Source organism: Pseudomonas sp. OF001 (assembly GCF_904426495.1).
Classification (GTDB): Bacteria; Pseudomonadota; Gammaproteobacteria; order Pseudomonadales; family Pseudomonadaceae; genus Geopseudomonas.
The window spans coordinates 303,316-317,172 of record NZ_CAJGBM010000012.1 but is presented as its reverse complement, the minus strand read 5'-3'; the positions used below and the strand labels follow the sequence as shown (position 1 = coordinate 317,172).

The 13,857-nt window shown below is 68.3% G+C and carries 13 protein-coding genes; 10 read left to right on the top strand and 3 right to left on the bottom strand.

The features are described 5' to 3' along the window. The first annotated feature begins 13 nt into the window (after positions 1–13). Positions 14–451 carry a universal stress protein gene (locus RA210_RS09820; RefSeq protein ID WP_136488889.1) on the top strand — a complete coding sequence of 146 codons (438 nt, stop codon included), beginning with the start codon at positions 14–16 and terminating at the stop codon, positions 449–451. A gap of 51 nt (positions 452–502) precedes the next feature. On the opposite strand, the gene RA210_RS09815 is transcribed toward RA210_RS09820, so the two are convergent. Both RA210_RS09815 and RA210_RS09810 read right to left on the bottom strand, forming a co-directional pair. Then, positions 503–1,195 (bottom strand): DUF6901 family protein, encoded by a 693-nt coding sequence (locus RA210_RS09815; protein ID WP_136488890.1) that lies wholly within the window; start codon positions 1,193–1,195, stop codon positions 503–505. A 29-nt stretch (positions 1,196–1,224) separates the two neighbouring features. After that, on the bottom strand, positions 1,225–3,132 hold the full coding sequence (locus RA210_RS09810) for an ATP-binding cassette domain-containing protein (RefSeq protein ID WP_201486316.1): 1,908 nt from the start codon (positions 3,130–3,132) through the stop codon (positions 1,225–1,227). 199 nt (positions 3,133–3,331) lie between these two features. Between RA210_RS09810 and RA210_RS09805 the strand changes: the two genes are divergently transcribed. Next, positions 3,332–5,263 carry a transglycosylase SLT domain-containing protein gene (locus tag RA210_RS09805; RefSeq protein ID WP_201486315.1) on the top strand — a complete coding sequence of 644 codons (1,932 nt, stop codon included), beginning with the start codon at positions 3,332–3,334 and terminating at the stop codon, positions 5,261–5,263. Between the two features lie 194 nt (positions 5,264–5,457). On the opposite strand, the gene RA210_RS09800 is transcribed toward RA210_RS09805, so the two are convergent. After that, on the bottom strand, positions 5,458–6,264 hold the full coding sequence (locus RA210_RS09800; RefSeq protein ID WP_201486314.1) for an MOSC domain-containing protein: 807 nt from the start codon (positions 6,262–6,264) through the stop codon (positions 5,458–5,460). Positions 6,265–7,016: 752 nt separating this feature from the next. Here RA210_RS09800 and RA210_RS09795 point away from each other — a divergent pair. The 8 genes from RA210_RS09795 to RA210_RS09760 are packed head-to-tail and all read left to right on the top strand — an operon-like array spanning position 7,017 to position 13,854. Then, positions 7,017–7,262 (top strand): hypothetical protein, encoded by a 246-nt coding sequence (locus RA210_RS09795; RefSeq protein ID WP_201486313.1) that lies wholly within the window; start codon positions 7,017–7,019, stop codon positions 7,260–7,262. Next, on the top strand, positions 7,255–7,452 hold the full coding sequence (locus RA210_RS09790) for a hypothetical protein (RefSeq protein ID WP_201486312.1): 198 nt from the start codon (positions 7,255–7,257) through the stop codon (positions 7,450–7,452). Before RA210_RS09795 ends, RA210_RS09790 begins: the two co-directional genes overlap by 8 nt. Then, the gene (locus RA210_RS09785) at positions 7,449–7,619 is read left to right on the top strand and encodes a hypothetical protein (RefSeq protein WP_201486311.1); all 171 of its coding nucleotides are present in this window, start codon (positions 7,449–7,451) and stop codon (positions 7,617–7,619) included. The genes RA210_RS09790 and RA210_RS09785 overlap by 4 nt, the downstream gene beginning before the upstream one ends. 10 nt (positions 7,620–7,629) lie before the next feature. Further along, positions 7,630–8,673 carry a hypothetical protein gene (locus RA210_RS09780; protein WP_201486310.1) on the top strand — a complete coding sequence of 348 codons (1,044 nt, stop codon included), beginning with the start codon at positions 7,630–7,632 and terminating at the stop codon, positions 8,671–8,673. After that, positions 8,673–12,146 carry a hypothetical protein gene (locus RA210_RS09775; protein ID WP_201486309.1) on the top strand — a complete coding sequence of 1,158 codons (3,474 nt, stop codon included), beginning with the start codon at positions 8,673–8,675 and terminating at the stop codon, positions 12,144–12,146. The genes RA210_RS09780 and RA210_RS09775 overlap by 1 nt, the downstream gene beginning before the upstream one ends. Next, positions 12,143–12,376 carry a hypothetical protein gene (locus RA210_RS09770; RefSeq protein ID WP_201486308.1) on the top strand — a complete coding sequence of 78 codons (234 nt, stop codon included), beginning with the start codon at positions 12,143–12,145 and terminating at the stop codon, positions 12,374–12,376. The genes RA210_RS09775 and RA210_RS09770 overlap by 4 nt, the downstream gene beginning before the upstream one ends. Continuing rightward, the gene (locus RA210_RS09765; RefSeq protein WP_201486307.1) at positions 12,373–12,903 is read left to right on the top strand and encodes a hypothetical protein; all 531 of its coding nucleotides are present in this window, start codon (positions 12,373–12,375) and stop codon (positions 12,901–12,903) included. Before RA210_RS09770 ends, RA210_RS09765 begins: the two co-directional genes overlap by 4 nt. Before the next feature lie 3 nt (positions 12,904–12,906). Further along, a complete protein-coding gene (locus RA210_RS09760) occupies positions 12,907–13,854 on the top strand; it encodes a hypothetical protein (RefSeq protein ID WP_201486306.1) in 948 nt (315 codons plus the stop codon). Positions 13,855–13,857 lie beyond the last annotated feature (3 nt).

The window sequence follows — 13,857 nt, the reverse complement described above, 5'->3', positions numbered from 1 at the left end:
ACGGAGAACCGAAATGAATTATCAACACCTGCTGGTTGCTGTCGACATGACCGACGATTGCCATACCGTGATCGAGCGCGCCGTCGAACTGGCCAAGTGCTGCAATTCGCGCCTGTCGCTGGTCCACGTGGTCGAGCCCATGTCCATGGCCTTCGGCGGCGACGTGCCGATGGATCTCTCGGCGCTGCAGGAGCAGCAGATCGATCAGGCGCGCAAGCAGCTGGAATCCTTCTCCGCCAGCCACCCGGAACTGACCAAGGACAACAGCCACCTGGCCTTCGGCCAGCCGCGCCAGGAGATCCACCGCCTGGCCAGCGAGCAGGGCTGCGACCTGATCGTGGTCGGCAGCCACGGCCGCCACGGCCTGGCCCTGCTGCTCGGCTCCACCTCCAACGACGTGCTGCACGGCGCGCCCTGCGACGTGCTGGCGGTGCACCTGAAGAAGGCGTGAGCAGGACGATCAGCGTCGCGCCGGGCCTTGCACCCGGCGCGAGCCGGTCGATCAGAACAGCCCCAGGTCGGCGCCGCCGTTCATCACCAGCGGACGGATCTTGCTGAGCTGGGCTTCCAGCGAATAGGACACGCTGGAGGACATGGAGAAGAAGCTGAGGAAGGCCTTGAGGTTGGAGTCGCCCTCGCAGGTGTCGTGGATGCGCTGCCAGAAGGCCTGATTGACCAGCTGCAGTTGCTGGTAATGGCGGATCAACCCCTTGAGCTCCCAGTCGGCATGCCGCCCTTCGCGCATGTTGTAGTACTGGCGCATCAGGTACAGCGACACGGTGCGCAGGATGAATTCCTGGTTGCTGGCGAACGGCAGATGCTGCTGGGCCATGGGCTTGAGGCGGCAGAGCATCGGGCAGGCGCTGGTGGCCATCAGCACGCCGAGCAGCGAACGCAGCGCCCCTTCCAGGCTGACTTCCTTGCAGTACTCCCGCTCGGTGGTGATCACCCGCACCTGGGCCTTCTTGAACGCCGGCAGGCCACGGAAGTCCTCGATCACGCGATGCAGGTCGACCGCCGCCGGACAGTAGGTGTGGAGCACCTCGTTGAGCGGGCAGTTGCTGCACTTCTCGTGATCCAGCCGTGTCCAGCGCGGCGCCTCGGCCACCTGCGCCGGGTCGTAGCTGCGATCGAGCTCAACCCGGTAGTTGAACTCGTGATTGTCGTCCAGGGTAATCCTGTACTCGATGGTCATTCCCTACTCCGTGTCCGTTGCCAGGTACATCAACCTTCCAGCTCGGCCCAGCGCTCCAGCAGGCGATCCAGCTCGTGCTGGAGATGCTCCAGCCGGGCCAGGGCCGCATGGGTCTGCTCCTGGGGCCGCAAATAGAAATCGGGATTGGCGGTCTCTTCCTGCAGGGCGGCCTGCTCGCTCTCCAATGCCTCGATCTGTGCCGGCAGCGCGTCCAGCTCGCGCTGCTCCTTGTAGCTCAGCTTCCTGCGGGCGGCGGCCACCGGGGGCGCCGCCTTCTCGACCGGCGCCGGCTTGCTCTCCGCCTGCGGCTTGCCCTCCGCCTCCTTGCCGACGCCGAGCAGGCGCGGCGAACCGCCCTGGCGCAGCCAGTCCTGATAACCACCGACGTACTCGCGCACCCGGCCCTCGCCCTCGAACACCAGCGTGCTGGTCACCACGTTGTCGAGGAAGGCACGGTCGTGACTGACCATCAGCACGGTGCCGGGGAAGCCGAGCAGCACTTCCTCGAGCAGCTCGAGGGTTTCCACGTCCAGGTCGTTGGTCGGCTCGTCCAGCACCAGCAGGTTGGCCGGCTTGCTGAACAGCTTGGCCAGCAAGAGTCGTGCCCGCTCGCCGCCGGACAGCGCCTTGACCGGCGAGCGCGCGCGCTGCGGGCTGAACAGGAAGTCGCCGAGGTAGCTGAGCACATGGCGGTTCTGGCCGTCGATGGTAATGAACTCGCGGCCCTCGGCAATGTTGTCGATCACTGTTTTCTCAGGTTCGAGCTGATGACGCAGCTGGTCGAAGTAGGCCACCTCCAGCTTGGTGCCGATCTTGATGCTGCCGGCGGTCGGCTGCAGTTCGCCGAGCAGCAGCTTGAGCAGGGTGGTCTTGCCGGTGCCGTTGGCGCCGAGCAGGCCGATGCGGTCGCCGCGCTGCAGGACCATGGAGAAGTCGCGGATCAGCGGCTCGCCGCCGGGATGGGCGAAGTCGACGTGCTCGGCGACTATCACCTGCTTGCCGGACTTGTCCGCGGTCTCCAGCTGGATGCTGGCCTTGCCCTGGCGCTCGCGACGCTCGGCGCGCTCGTTGCGCATCTCCTTGAGCGCGCGCACGCGGCCCTCGTTGCGGGTCCGCCGCGCCTTGATGCCCTGGCGGATCCACACCTCTTCCTGGGCCAGGCGCTTGTCGAACAGCGCGTTGGCCGCCTCCTCGGCCGCCAGCTGCTGCTCCTTGTGCACCAGGAAGCTGGCATAGTCGCCGTTCCAGTCGATCAGGTGGCCGCGGTCCAGCTCGAGGATGCGGGTGGCCAGGCTCTGCAGGAAGGCGCGATCGTGGGTGATGAACAGCACCGCGCCGTTGAAACCGAGCAGCGCCTCCTCCAGCCAGGCGATGGCGCCGATGTCCAGGTGGTTGGTCGGCTCGTCGAGCAGCAGCAGGTCCGGCTCGGCGACCAGCGCCTGGGCCAGCAGCACGCGGCGGCGCCAGCCGCCCGACAGCTCGGCCAGGGTCTTGTCGGCCGGCAGCTGCAGGCGGCTCAGGGTGTTCTCCACCAGCTGCTGCAGGCGCCAGCCGTCACGGGCCTCCAGCGCCTGCTGGACGCGCGACAGCTCGGCGAGATCGTCGTCGCCGTGGATGTGCTGGGACAGGTGGTGGTAGCGGGCGAGCAGCTCGCCGACCTCGGCCAGGCCCTCGGCGACCACGTCGTAGACGCTGCGCTCGTCGGCCGCCGGCAGCTCCTGGGGCAACTCGCCGATGCGCAGGGTCGGCGCACGCCAGATCTCGCCGTCGTCCGGACGCTGCTCGCCCTTGACCAGCTTGAGCAGGCTGGACTTGCCGGTGCCGTTGCGACCGATGATGCATACCCGTTCGCCCCGTGCGATCTGCCACGACACCCCGTCCAGCAACGGTGTGGCACCGTAGGCAAGGGACACGTCGGTGAACTTGAGCAGGGTCATGGGCACAGCCTCCACAGGAATGGCCGCGCATTCTACTCCTACTCGCCCTTTGCCCACACGGGGCATGGTGTTTTTCCTACACGGCCCGGGGAATTCCCTCCCCACGGCGTGTTTCCGCCCGGCCGGCGCTAGGAGTGCCGGCCGGGCCGCGCTAAGCTTGTCCCCATCGCCCCATCCTGCCCGAAGTACCGGATTTGCCATGCGCGCCCGCCCGTTCGTCCTGCTCGTCTGCCTGCTGGCCAGTCTCGGCCTGCCCCCCTCCTTCGCCCACGCCGCGTCCCTCGCGCAGCAGCGCGCCATGTACGACGAGGCCAAGCGCGCGCTGGACAAGAACGATCCGGGCCCCTACCTGCGCTACCGCCAGGCCCTGCGGGACTACCCGCTGGAACCGCACCTGGCCTACGACGAGCTGACCCTGCGCCTGAAGAGCGCCAGCAACCGCGAGATCGAGACCTTCCTCGCCGAGCACGGCGATCTGCCGCAGATCGGCTGGATGAAGCTGCGCTGGCTGCGCTGGCTGGCCGAGCGTGGCGAATGGCAGACCTTCATCAAGCATTACTCGCCGGCGCTGGAGTTCGCCGAACTGGACTGCCTGATGGGCGAGTACCTGTTCCGCCACGGCAAGGCCGCCGATGGCGCCATCGTCGCCAGGCGCCTGTGGCTGGTCGGCAAGTCGCAGCCCAACACCTGCGACCGCCTGTTCGACCTGTGGCGCGCCCAGGGGGGACTGACCGAGGAACTGCGCTGGCAGCGCCTGAAGCTGGCCGCCCAGGAACGCAACTACGGCCTGGCCGGCCACCTGCAGAAGACCCTCGGCAGCCTCGCCGCCCAGGGCCAGCTGCTGATCGACGTGGCGCAGAAGCCCGAGCTGCTGGCGCAGCGCCAGCGCTTCGCCGGCAACGACCGCCATACCGCCGACGCGGTCGGCCTCGGCCTGCGCCGGCTGGCGCGGCAGAACCCGGAGCAGGCGCTGGCCCTGCTCGAGGACTACAGCCGCCAGCTGCCGTTCTCCAGCGAGGAGAAGGTGGCCATCGCCCGCGAGATCGGCCTGACTCTGGCGCGGCGCTTCGATTCGCGCGCGTTGCGGGTGATGAGCCAGTACGACCCCGAACTGCGCGACGACACCGTCAGCGAATGGCGCGCCCGCCTGCTGCTGCGCCTCGGCCGCTGGGCCGACGCCCACCAGCTGACCCGGCAGATGCCCGGCGATCTGGCCGGCACCAGCCGCTGGCGCTACTGGCAGGCGCGCAGCCTGCAACTGGCCCAGCCCAACAGCAAGGACCCGATCCGCCTGTACCTGCCGGTGGCCGGCGAGCGCGACTTCTACGGCTTCCTCTCCGCCGACCGGATCAACGCGCCCTACCAGCTCAACCACAAGCCGATGGCCATCGACCCCAGGGTGATGCAGAAGGTGCGCAACACCGCCGGCATCCGTCGCGCCCTCGAGTTCCATGCCCGCGGGCAGATCGGCGACGGTCGCCGCGAGTGGTACCACGTCGCCCGCCTGTTCAGCCGCGAGGAGCTGGTGGCGCAGGCGCGCCTCGGCTACGAGATGGAGTGGTACTTCCCGGCGATCCGCTCGATCAGCATGGCGCAGTACTGGGACGACCTCGACGTGCGCTTCCCCATGGCCCACCAGGGCACCCTGACCCGCGAGGCGCGCAGCCGCGGCCTGCATTCGAGCTGGGTGTTCGCCATCACCCGCCAGGAAAGCGGCTTCATGGCCGACGCCCGCTCCCACGTGGGCGCCATGGGCCTGATGCAGCTGATGCCGGCCACCGCCAAGGAAACCGCGCGACGCTTCGGCATCCCGCTGCGCTCGCCGCAGCAGGCGCTCAACCCCGACGTCAACATCCAGCTCGGCGCCGCCTACCTCAGCCAGGTCTACGGCCAGTTCGGCGGCAACCGCATCCTCGCCTCGGCCGCCTACAACGCCGGCCCGGGCCGGGTGCGCCAGTGGCTGAGCGGCAACGAGAGGATGCCGTTCGACATCTGGATCGAGACCATCCCCTTCGACGAGACCCGCCAGTACGTGCAGAACGTGCTGTCCTACTCGGTGATCTACGGCGAGAAGCTCGGCGCTCCGCAGAAGCTGGTGGAATGGCACGAGCGCGAGCTGGGGCCGCAGTGAGGCGAACCCGGCGCACAAATGCAGGGGGGATTAGCCGCACCGCGGCGTAACCCGCCAAGGATGCCAGCAGGCATCCCTTCACAGCATGGCGACCGCTGGGACCGCGCCAGGGGGCATGCCTCGCGTAGGGTGCGTCATGCGCACCAACAGCAGCGATCGGGGGATGGTGCGCGCGGCGCACCCTGCGAACGCCGTCAGTCCAGCAGGGTCACCGGCATGCCCACCTCCAGCACGCCGGTGCCGCGCTGGATCAGGTTCTGGCCGAAGTACACGCCGTCGGCGTCGCGCCGGTAGCTGGCCAGGGTGCGCAGCGGCTCGCCGTCGCCCGAGCGCTCGCCGCTGTGCGGATCGAGGGTGGGGATGGCGCAGCGCGAACACGGCTTGACCCGCTCGAACTCCACGGTGCCGATGCGCAGGCGCCCCCAGCCGTCCTCGGCGTAGGGCGCGGCGCCCTCGATCACCAGGTTGGGGCGGAAGCGCAGCATCTCCAGCGGCCGGCCGACCCGCGCCGACAGGTCGTCCAGCGAGCCCTGACTGATCAGCAGCAGCGGGAAACCGTCGGCGAAGCCCACCTTGTCGCCCGGTTGCGCATAGGCGGTGTCCACCTGGCGGGCGCGGCTGGCCGGCACGTGCACCAGCCGGCAATCGCGAGCGAGGCAGGCGCTCAGCCAGGTGGCGGCCGCGTCGCCGGCATCCGGCGCCTCGAGGCTGTCGCGCCACACCGTCACCTCGCGCAGCGCCAGGTCGGCCGGCGGCACCGTCACCCGCAGCGGCGCCCGCTCCGGGGCGCTCAGCTCCAGGGTCTCGCCATCCCGCCAGCGCGCGCCGATCCGCGCCATGCCGGGGAGCTGGCGCTGGGTCAGGAAGCGGCCGCTCGCGCTGTCCACCACCATCCAGCGGCGGTCGCCGGCCAGGCCGAGATCGTCGACCTCGGCACGCTGCAGCAGCTCGCCGCCGAGGGATTTGACCGGGAAACGGTAGAGCGCGGAGAGTCGCAGCATGATCGCCATCCATTCGGGGAAAGGCGCTTTATAAGGCGCCGGCGCCGCCCCCACAAGGCGCCACCCGGTAATGGATCAGGTTGTGGAACATTACTACGCAGGGCAAAGGCGTCTAGATCGCAGGTTTCAGGCACACCAAGCCACAAGACCCACAACTTCTATCCCTTTTTTATCCTGATCGCCGAAAAATGCCCCCGCCGGAAAGGGGGCTTCGTCCTTCGCCCCACCTCGAAACCCCGTTGACCTTTCCACAGCATGTCGACCGCCAGCACCACCAGTGCGCGCCAGCCACCTGTGCCAGCGCCAGGCGCAGCCAGCCGGCATGACCAGCAGCCAGCAGCCGCGGGAACTGGCCAGCGCAGAAAGTCGACCGGGGCGGGGGTGGGCGTCCCCTCGCGGCCGTCACTCTGTACGTATACAGGGTCTGAAACCCCAGCCCTTAATTTTCAAAACTCAGTACGTGACATTCCACTCCCCGCCGCAAACCCGCGAGCTAGAGCGGTTCCACGCTAAAACCTGTGCACATAAAACTAAAACCGCACCCCATAAAAATAAAACCTGTGCACATAGCCCCATAAAAATCCCCCATAAAAATTTCAGCAAGCCCACTGCGTGACACAAAATTTTTTATCATTTCACACAGTGTAACGCCTGTGTTTACCGTTCGTCGGGAACACATAGCCAACCCCTATTGCACCGGGTCGCTCGATAGTATTCTGGCATCAGCACAGAACCAGCGGAGGCCCGCCGCCATGCACCCCGACCACGTCACCGCCGCACAGCTCGCCGAGCTGGCCCGCCTCGACACCAGCGTCCTCTACCGCCGCCGCCAGAACCTGCCGCTCGGCTCTGTGCTTCACGACCACCGCAATGGCCGCCCGCCCCTGTGCTGGTCGCTCGACGATCTGGCCGACTTTCTGGCCGACCGCACCGGGCATCTGTCCGACATCGAATGCCGGCTTCGCGTCGCGCTCACCGGAGACCGCCACCATGTATAGGTTGACGTTCACCACCGACGACCAGGGCGGCATCGTCCCGACTATCCAGATCCGCACCACCTGCCGCCGGCCCGTGGCGGTCGACAGCCAGGGCTGGGAACTTGCCGACGCCCCAGGCCCGCATGCTGTGCATGCCGTCCGATTCGACCGAGTCCACTACCGCGCCCAGCGCGAGGAGCTGCAGCCATGACCCCGTTCGCCGATCTTGCCGCCGCCGTCGAGAAGCGCAGCGCCGCCGTCCAGCGCCTGCTGTTCGCCCTTGTCGAGCCCGAGCTGTACGCCCAGGCCACCGCCCGCCGCATGATGCTGCGCGCCGCGACGGCCCGGCTGAACGCGCTCGGCGTCACCGTTCATTGAGGAGTTCGCCATGGCCTTCGCCGACCTTTTCCGCAACTTGAGCCAGCGGCTCCCGACCGCCATGAACGACCCGATGCTGCAGCTGGGCCTGCAACTCATGCAGGCCGGCGGCCCGCAGGCACAGCAGATGTCCACCGGCCAGCGACTGGCAGCCGCCGCTCAAGGCTTCCAAGCCCAGCAAGCGCAGCAGCAACAGCTCGACCACGCGGCTGTGCTGAACCGCCTGCGCGAAATCCAAGCCAGCCAATCCGAGCGCGAAATCAAGAGCGCCGAGCAGCTGCAGCAGCGCATGGCCGACCCGGCATTCCTGGCGTCGCTTCCCGAGTTCAGCCGCAAGATGGCCGAGGCCGGTGCGACCCCCGCACAGCTGTGGCAAGTCTTCGAGGGCGAGCAGCGGCTGGCCCAGGCCCGCGAGCAGGGCGAGGCGTTGCAGGCGTACAGGCAGCAGCAGCTAGGCATCCAGCAGCAGCGAGCCGACGCTTATGTGGGCAGGCAGCACCAGCTCGCCGCCGGCGGTGGCACCGGGCCGGCTGTGCATGGTCCGAAAGTCCCGACGCCACGCCAGACCGTGGATATGCCGCTCGACGGCAACATGGTGCAGCGGATGATGTTCAACCCGCAGACCGGCCAGTACGAACCGTTCGGCGCCCCCTTCAAGCGCGGCGCGCAGGGCAACAACCTGCTCGGCGCCCTCGGGATCGGCGAAGACGGGCAGCCGGTGCCGGACGCTGGCCAGCAGGCGGGCGAACAGCCCAAGCCGTGGTCTGACCTTCCCACCGGCTCCCGCGCCGCACCGCAGGCTCCCGCCGTGCAGCAGGTGCCTGTCGATGTCGAGTTCAACGCCAACGGCGTTCCGGTCCCGACCGGCCACCGTCCTGTGCAACAGCCCGCCCCGATTGCCGCGGGTGGTGGTGGCATGGCCAGAGCCCAGGACGACAAGGCAGCAGCCTTCGCCGCCGATCTTGCCCAGGCACAGCGACTGCTGCAGGCCAACCCGCAACTCCGCGAGGAGATTGATCGGCGCCTGCGCGTCAAATACGGACGGGGGCTGTGATGGACGGGCTATTCGACGATCTGGAGCAGGCCGCGCCGCAGCAGGCACCGGCTGGCGGGCTGTTCGATGATCTGGAAGCAGAGGTGGCAAATCCGCAACGCGTTGCGGGTTCGCCCCATGCCGGCATCAACGCTGCCCTGCCGGATGGCCTGCGCCAGCTGGCGGACAAGGCCGACGACTTCGGCGTGTCCCTGTCGAAAGGCATGGTCGGCGCGGCCGAATCGGTGGTGGGCCTCGGCAACATCGCCAGCGGTGGCGCCCTCGGCAACTGGCTGCAGGCGCAGTTCGGCTTCGACCCGGCCAAGCGCCGCGCCAAGCTGGAAGCCGAGGCCACGCCCGAATACCAGCAAGCACAACAAGCTGTGCGGCAGGCTCAGGGCTTCGGCGACACGCTTCGGCAGATCGTGCGGAATCCGTCGACCATCCCCCATGCCGTCGTGGAGTCGCTGCCCAGCATGGCGCTGGGTGGCGTAGTCGGTCGAGGTGTCGGCGCCGGTGCGCAACTACTCGGGCGCTCGGCTGGGGTGCTGGCGCCTGCCATCGGCGAGGGTGTGGTCTCTGCTGGACAGGCCGCGGAGAACATCCGCCAGCAGACCGGCGACCTGTCGGCCGGGGGGGCAGCAGCCGCTGTCGGGACCGGCGCCCTGACTGGCCTGCTGGGAGCCGCTGGCGCAGCTGCTGGCCGCGCGCTTGGCGTGGCCGATGTGGATGCCCTGCTGTCCGGTCAGAACGGCGCCAGCGTCGCCAGCGGCCTCGTCAACCGTGTGCTGAAAGGTGCCGGTCTGGAGTCGCTGGAAGAAATGAGCCAGTCCAGCCAAGAGCAGGTTCTGCAGAACCTGGCGACGGGCAAGCCGCTGATGCAGGGTGTCGGCCAGTCCGCCGCCCTCGGTGGTGTGGTGGGCGCGGCTACTGGCGGCGCCGCTGGTGTGCGACAGCCCCGCGTGGGCGAGCTGATCGACCAGCGCGCCACCGAAGCCGCGAAGATGTCCGGGCCGTTCGCCGAGGTGCATCGGCAGGTCAAGGCGAACGAGGCCGCCCTGCAGGGCGCGCAGCCGGGTGCACAAGGGCCGCAAGCGCCGGGCGCTACTGTGCCCCCTGCGCCAGCCACACCCGCACAGCCTGTGCCGTTCGCTGGCAGCGCCGACATTGCCCCGCTGCTTGACCGGCTCCGCGTCGAAGGCGACCAGCGCCAACAGACACTCGACCTGCTGACGCCTGCCGAGCAGGAAATTCAGGCCCGACGCCGCGGGACCGTCAGCCTTGAAGAACAGCGCCGACTCGCCAACATGATTGGTCTAGACGGCGCGGAACAGCTCGCCTTTACCCGCAAGCTAGGGCAGACCTGGAACGCAGAGGAAACCCACGCAGCCATCGACCTTGTGCACAAGGAAATCGAGTCGGTGATGCTGCGGCAGGAAGCCATCATTTCCGGCCGCGCGGGGGACGCCGACAAGGCCGCATTCGTGGACCATGTGCGCCAGCTGCAGACGCTGTTCGGTGAACTGGCGGGCGCACGCGCCGAGTCAGGCCGCGCACTGGCAGCCTACCGCAGCCGCATGAACACGATGGCCAACGCACAGGCTGTGCTCGACCAGATCGGTGGCGCGCAGTCCGCCGAGGCTCTGGCGCTGGCGCTGCAGAAAGCGCAGCAGGCAGGCGGATGGGCCAATGTCGGGAAGGTGCTTCGCAAGGGCGAAGGCTTCTGGCAGAAGCTGTTCGGCGACTACCTGCGCGCCGCCTGGCTCAGTCGCCCGAGCACGCACGTCGTCAACATGGTGGGCAACACCGCTGTGCTGGCGAATGAAATCATCGAGCGCAGCATTGCGGCCGGCATCGCCGCCGGCAAACGCGCGGTTGGCGCCCGCGGGCAGACGGTATTCGCCGAGCCGCTGGCCATGTTGATCGGTGCACTCAAGGCGCAGAAGCCAGCCATCGAAGCCGCCGGCAAGGCGTTCATCACGGGTGAATCCCCGCTGCTGGGCGGCAGTGCCAAGCGCGAAGCCGGGCACACCTTGCGCAACCTGCAGGACTTGACGGCCTTCGATCCCAGGTATCAGGACAAGGCAGCCGTAGCTGGACGCATCGCCGACACCGCCGCGCTCTTGCCTTTCAGGTTTCTGACCGCCGCGGACGCCTTCTTTGCGGCTGCGAACTACGGCGCGGAGCTTCGCGCCCTCGCTGCGCGTCAGGCCCGCGCGGAGAAGGCCGCCGGCACACTGCCCCAGGGCACAAGGCTTTCCGCCAGAGTCGAGGAGCTGGCAGCCAACCCGACCCCGGAAATGATCGAGCAGGCCGGCGATGCCAGCCGTGTGCGGACGTTCAACAGCAAGGCGGGGCCGATTGCACAGGCGGTGATGATCGCCAAGCAGGGCGCACCGTGGCTCAACGTGGTCGCGCCATTCGTGAGGACGCCCAGCCTGATCATCAAGTACGCACTGGCCCGCACTCCGGTGGCGCCCGTGCTGTCGGATGTGCGCGAAGACTTCAAGGCAGGCGGCGCCCGAGCAGAGTCTGCCGCCGCTCGCATCGCTTGGGGAACGACCGTCATGGCCGCCGCCGGCATGCTCGCACAGGCGGGCTACCTCACAGGTGCCGGGCCGGAAAACGAACGCGAGAAAAAGGCGCTCATGGCGACCGGCTGGCGCCCGTACAGCGTGAAGCTGCCGGACGGCTCCCATGTGTCGTACAGCCGGGCCGACCCATTCGCATCGTTGATCGGCTTCGGCGCGGACCTCGCAACCGGCAAGCTCGGCCGGGAAGGCACAACCGCGACGGACGCTGTCGGCGAGGTGCTGGCCAGCGCGGCGAACAACATCACCTCGAAAACGTGGTTGACCGGCATCGCCGACCTGCTGGGCTTCCTCGAAAACCCGCGCCAGAACGCACAGTGGTACGTCTCCAAGACGCTGGGATCGCTTGTGCAGCCATACGCCATCCTCGCGGGCGCCGCCGGCGCCGATGACGGAGTGATGCGCCAGCCGTCCGGTGTGCTGGAGGGGATCGCCAACCGCACCCCCGGCCTGCGTGACGACCTGCTACCCCGCCTGGACGGTTGGGGCCGCGAGGTGCCCAACCCGTCGACCGGCCTCGGCGCCCTGTTCAATCCGGCACCGGCAAGCCAACCGACCGACGACCCCGTGGTGGCCGAAGCCAGCGCGCTCGGCTGGGCGCCCCCGACCCTCGGGAAATCGCTCACTGTGCGCGGCCAGAAAATCGACCTCACCCCCGAGCAGCACCACGAATACCGCCGCCTGGCCGGACGCCTGATGCACCTCGCCGCGCGCAAGGCGATGGCACAGCGAGGGTGGCACCGACTGGGCGCAGAGCAGCGCGTCGACGCCTTGAACGCGCTGCAACGCAAGGCACAGCAGGCAGCGCGCATGGCTGTGCTGCCGTGGCTTACGACCGGCAACCGCACCGCGCTGGACAAGCTCCACGCGCGCATCGACCAGCAGGAGGGCAACACCCGATGAACACAATCGACGAGCTGCACGCCGAGGCGGCGCAGCTGCAGCAGAGCATCCGCGAGTTGGAGCAGGCCGAGGCGCTGATCCGCCGCGAACTGCCCAAGGCGCGGCAGTCACTGGCCGCCGTGCAGGGCAGGCTGCAGCAGCTGCACATGCGCGACCACGCACAGCGCCGTGCTGCGCGGCAGGCGGAAATCGACCAGCTCAACCAGCAACTGTCGGAGGCGAAATCATGATCGACGAACTTGAACAGGCGCGCCGCGAAGTCGCGCTGTGCAACATCGACACCACACGCGGCCGGATCGAGCCAGCAGGCGCCGGCTACATCGTGGTACTCGACGCCCCGGTGGTCGACATCGCTGCGCACATCGAGGGCGACATCCCGCGGCGCATCACCTGCCGCACAGCGTGGCAGGCCGAGGTGCAGATGCTGACCTGGCTCAAGCGGATACAGCAGGCCGAGCGCAAGCAGGTGCGTATGGGCCGTTGGCACGATGGCGTCACCGAGCTGGTGAAACGCCCGCTCGACCAGAGCGAGGTCGCCGACTACCTCGCCGAGCTGGCGCATCGAAAGCAGGTCGACAAGCTGCGCGATGAGCTGGCCGAGGCACTTGCTCGCCGAGCCGACCGCCGCGCTCAAGAGCAAGCCGAGCAGGCGCTGATCGAACGCTACGGCAGGCCCGCTGTGCATGACCAGCAGAAGCGCGCCGGCCGCCCGCGCAAGACCGAACAGCCGTTGACCGGCGTAGCCACCGAGGAGTGACCCATGAGCGCCATCGACAACACCGCCGAACTCGAAAGCCTCGCCGCGGAGCTGACCACGCCTGTGCATGAGCGGGCGGTCGAGGAGGATCAGGACGACCTGAGCCGGTACGAGGAGTACCGCGCGCGGACTTCCCCCGAGGCACCGCCTGTGCAGCACGCCGAAGCCGAGGAAGACGCCGATGATGACGTACAGCCGGACATGACAGGCGAGAAGCGCGTTCCCCTCGCCGCGCTCCACAAGGAACGCCAGCGCCGCCAACAACTGCAGGCTCAGCTGCAGGCGCAGGCAGCCCAACAGCAGCAGCTGCAGCAGCAGTGGGCCGCGCTGGTCGCCCAGGTACAGGCCGCACAGGCGCAGGCACAGCAGCCCCCGCAGCAGCCGGTGCAGGCACAACAGCTACCGGACTTCGCCGAAGATCCCGAGGGTCACGTCAAGGCGCTGCAACAGCAGCTGCAGGCCGTGCAACAGCAGCAGCAGGCCAGCCAGCAGATGCAGGAAGTCGCCGCCCGCGAGAACCATGTGCGACAGGTGATCGCCGCCAACGCCCAGCAGATCGCCAGCGAGGTCGAGCCCGTCGAGGCCGCCTACCAGCAGGAAAACCCGGACTGGCCCGAAGCCTTCGACTTCATGCAGCGCCACGCCGACGAAGCGATCATGCAGCGATACCCCGGCATGCCTCGGCAGCAGGTCGAGCTTATCAAGACGCTCGCCATCGCGAAGCTGCATGAGGACTGCCGCCGCAACGGAACAAACCCGTGCGCGCTGGTACACGCCGAGGCCAGACGTCTCGGGTTCCAGGCACAGGCACGCGCAGTCGCACAGCCTGCAGGTGCGCCGCGGCTCGACAACCTGAGCCTGGCCGACGTGGCCAGCATGGACGACGCGGCGTTCGACGCGCTTTGGAAGGACATGCAGTGGTCCGGCTACGTCCAGCCGAAGGTGGGGTGAGCC

Excerpts from the sequence above, each read along its gene's own strand:
- RA210_RS09820 (WP_136488889.1), top strand. The coding sequence starts at position 14 with ATGAATTATCAACACCTGCTGGTTGCTGTCGACATGACCGACGATTGC.
- RA210_RS09815 (WP_136488890.1), bottom strand. The coding sequence starts at position 1,195 with ATGACCATCGAGTACAGGATTACCCTGGACGACAATCACGAGTTCAAC.
- RA210_RS09810 (WP_201486316.1), bottom strand. The coding sequence starts at position 3,132 with ATGACCCTGCTCAAGTTCACCGACGTGTCCCTTGCCTACGGTGCCACA.
- RA210_RS09805 (WP_201486315.1), top strand. The coding sequence starts at position 3,332 with ATGCGCGCCCGCCCGTTCGTCCTGCTCGTCTGCCTGCTGGCCAGTCTC.
- RA210_RS09800 (WP_201486314.1), bottom strand. The coding sequence starts at position 6,264 with ATGCTGCGACTCTCCGCGCTCTACCGTTTCCCGGTCAAATCCCTCGGC.
- RA210_RS09795 (WP_201486313.1), top strand. The coding sequence starts at position 7,017 with ATGCACCCCGACCACGTCACCGCCGCACAGCTCGCCGAGCTGGCCCGC.
- RA210_RS09790 (WP_201486312.1), top strand. The coding sequence starts at position 7,255 with ATGTATAGGTTGACGTTCACCACCGACGACCAGGGCGGCATCGTCCCG.
- RA210_RS09785 (WP_201486311.1), top strand. The coding sequence starts at position 7,449 with ATGACCCCGTTCGCCGATCTTGCCGCCGCCGTCGAGAAGCGCAGCGCC.
- RA210_RS09780 (WP_201486310.1), top strand. The coding sequence starts at position 7,630 with ATGGCCTTCGCCGACCTTTTCCGCAACTTGAGCCAGCGGCTCCCGACC.
- RA210_RS09775 (WP_201486309.1), top strand. The coding sequence starts at position 8,673 with ATGGACGGGCTATTCGACGATCTGGAGCAGGCCGCGCCGCAGCAGGCA.
- RA210_RS09770 (WP_201486308.1), top strand. The coding sequence starts at position 12,143 with ATGAACACAATCGACGAGCTGCACGCCGAGGCGGCGCAGCTGCAGCAG.
- RA210_RS09765 (WP_201486307.1), top strand. The coding sequence starts at position 12,373 with ATGATCGACGAACTTGAACAGGCGCGCCGCGAAGTCGCGCTGTGCAAC.
- RA210_RS09760 (WP_201486306.1), top strand. The coding sequence starts at position 12,907 with ATGAGCGCCATCGACAACACCGCCGAACTCGAAAGCCTCGCCGCGGAG.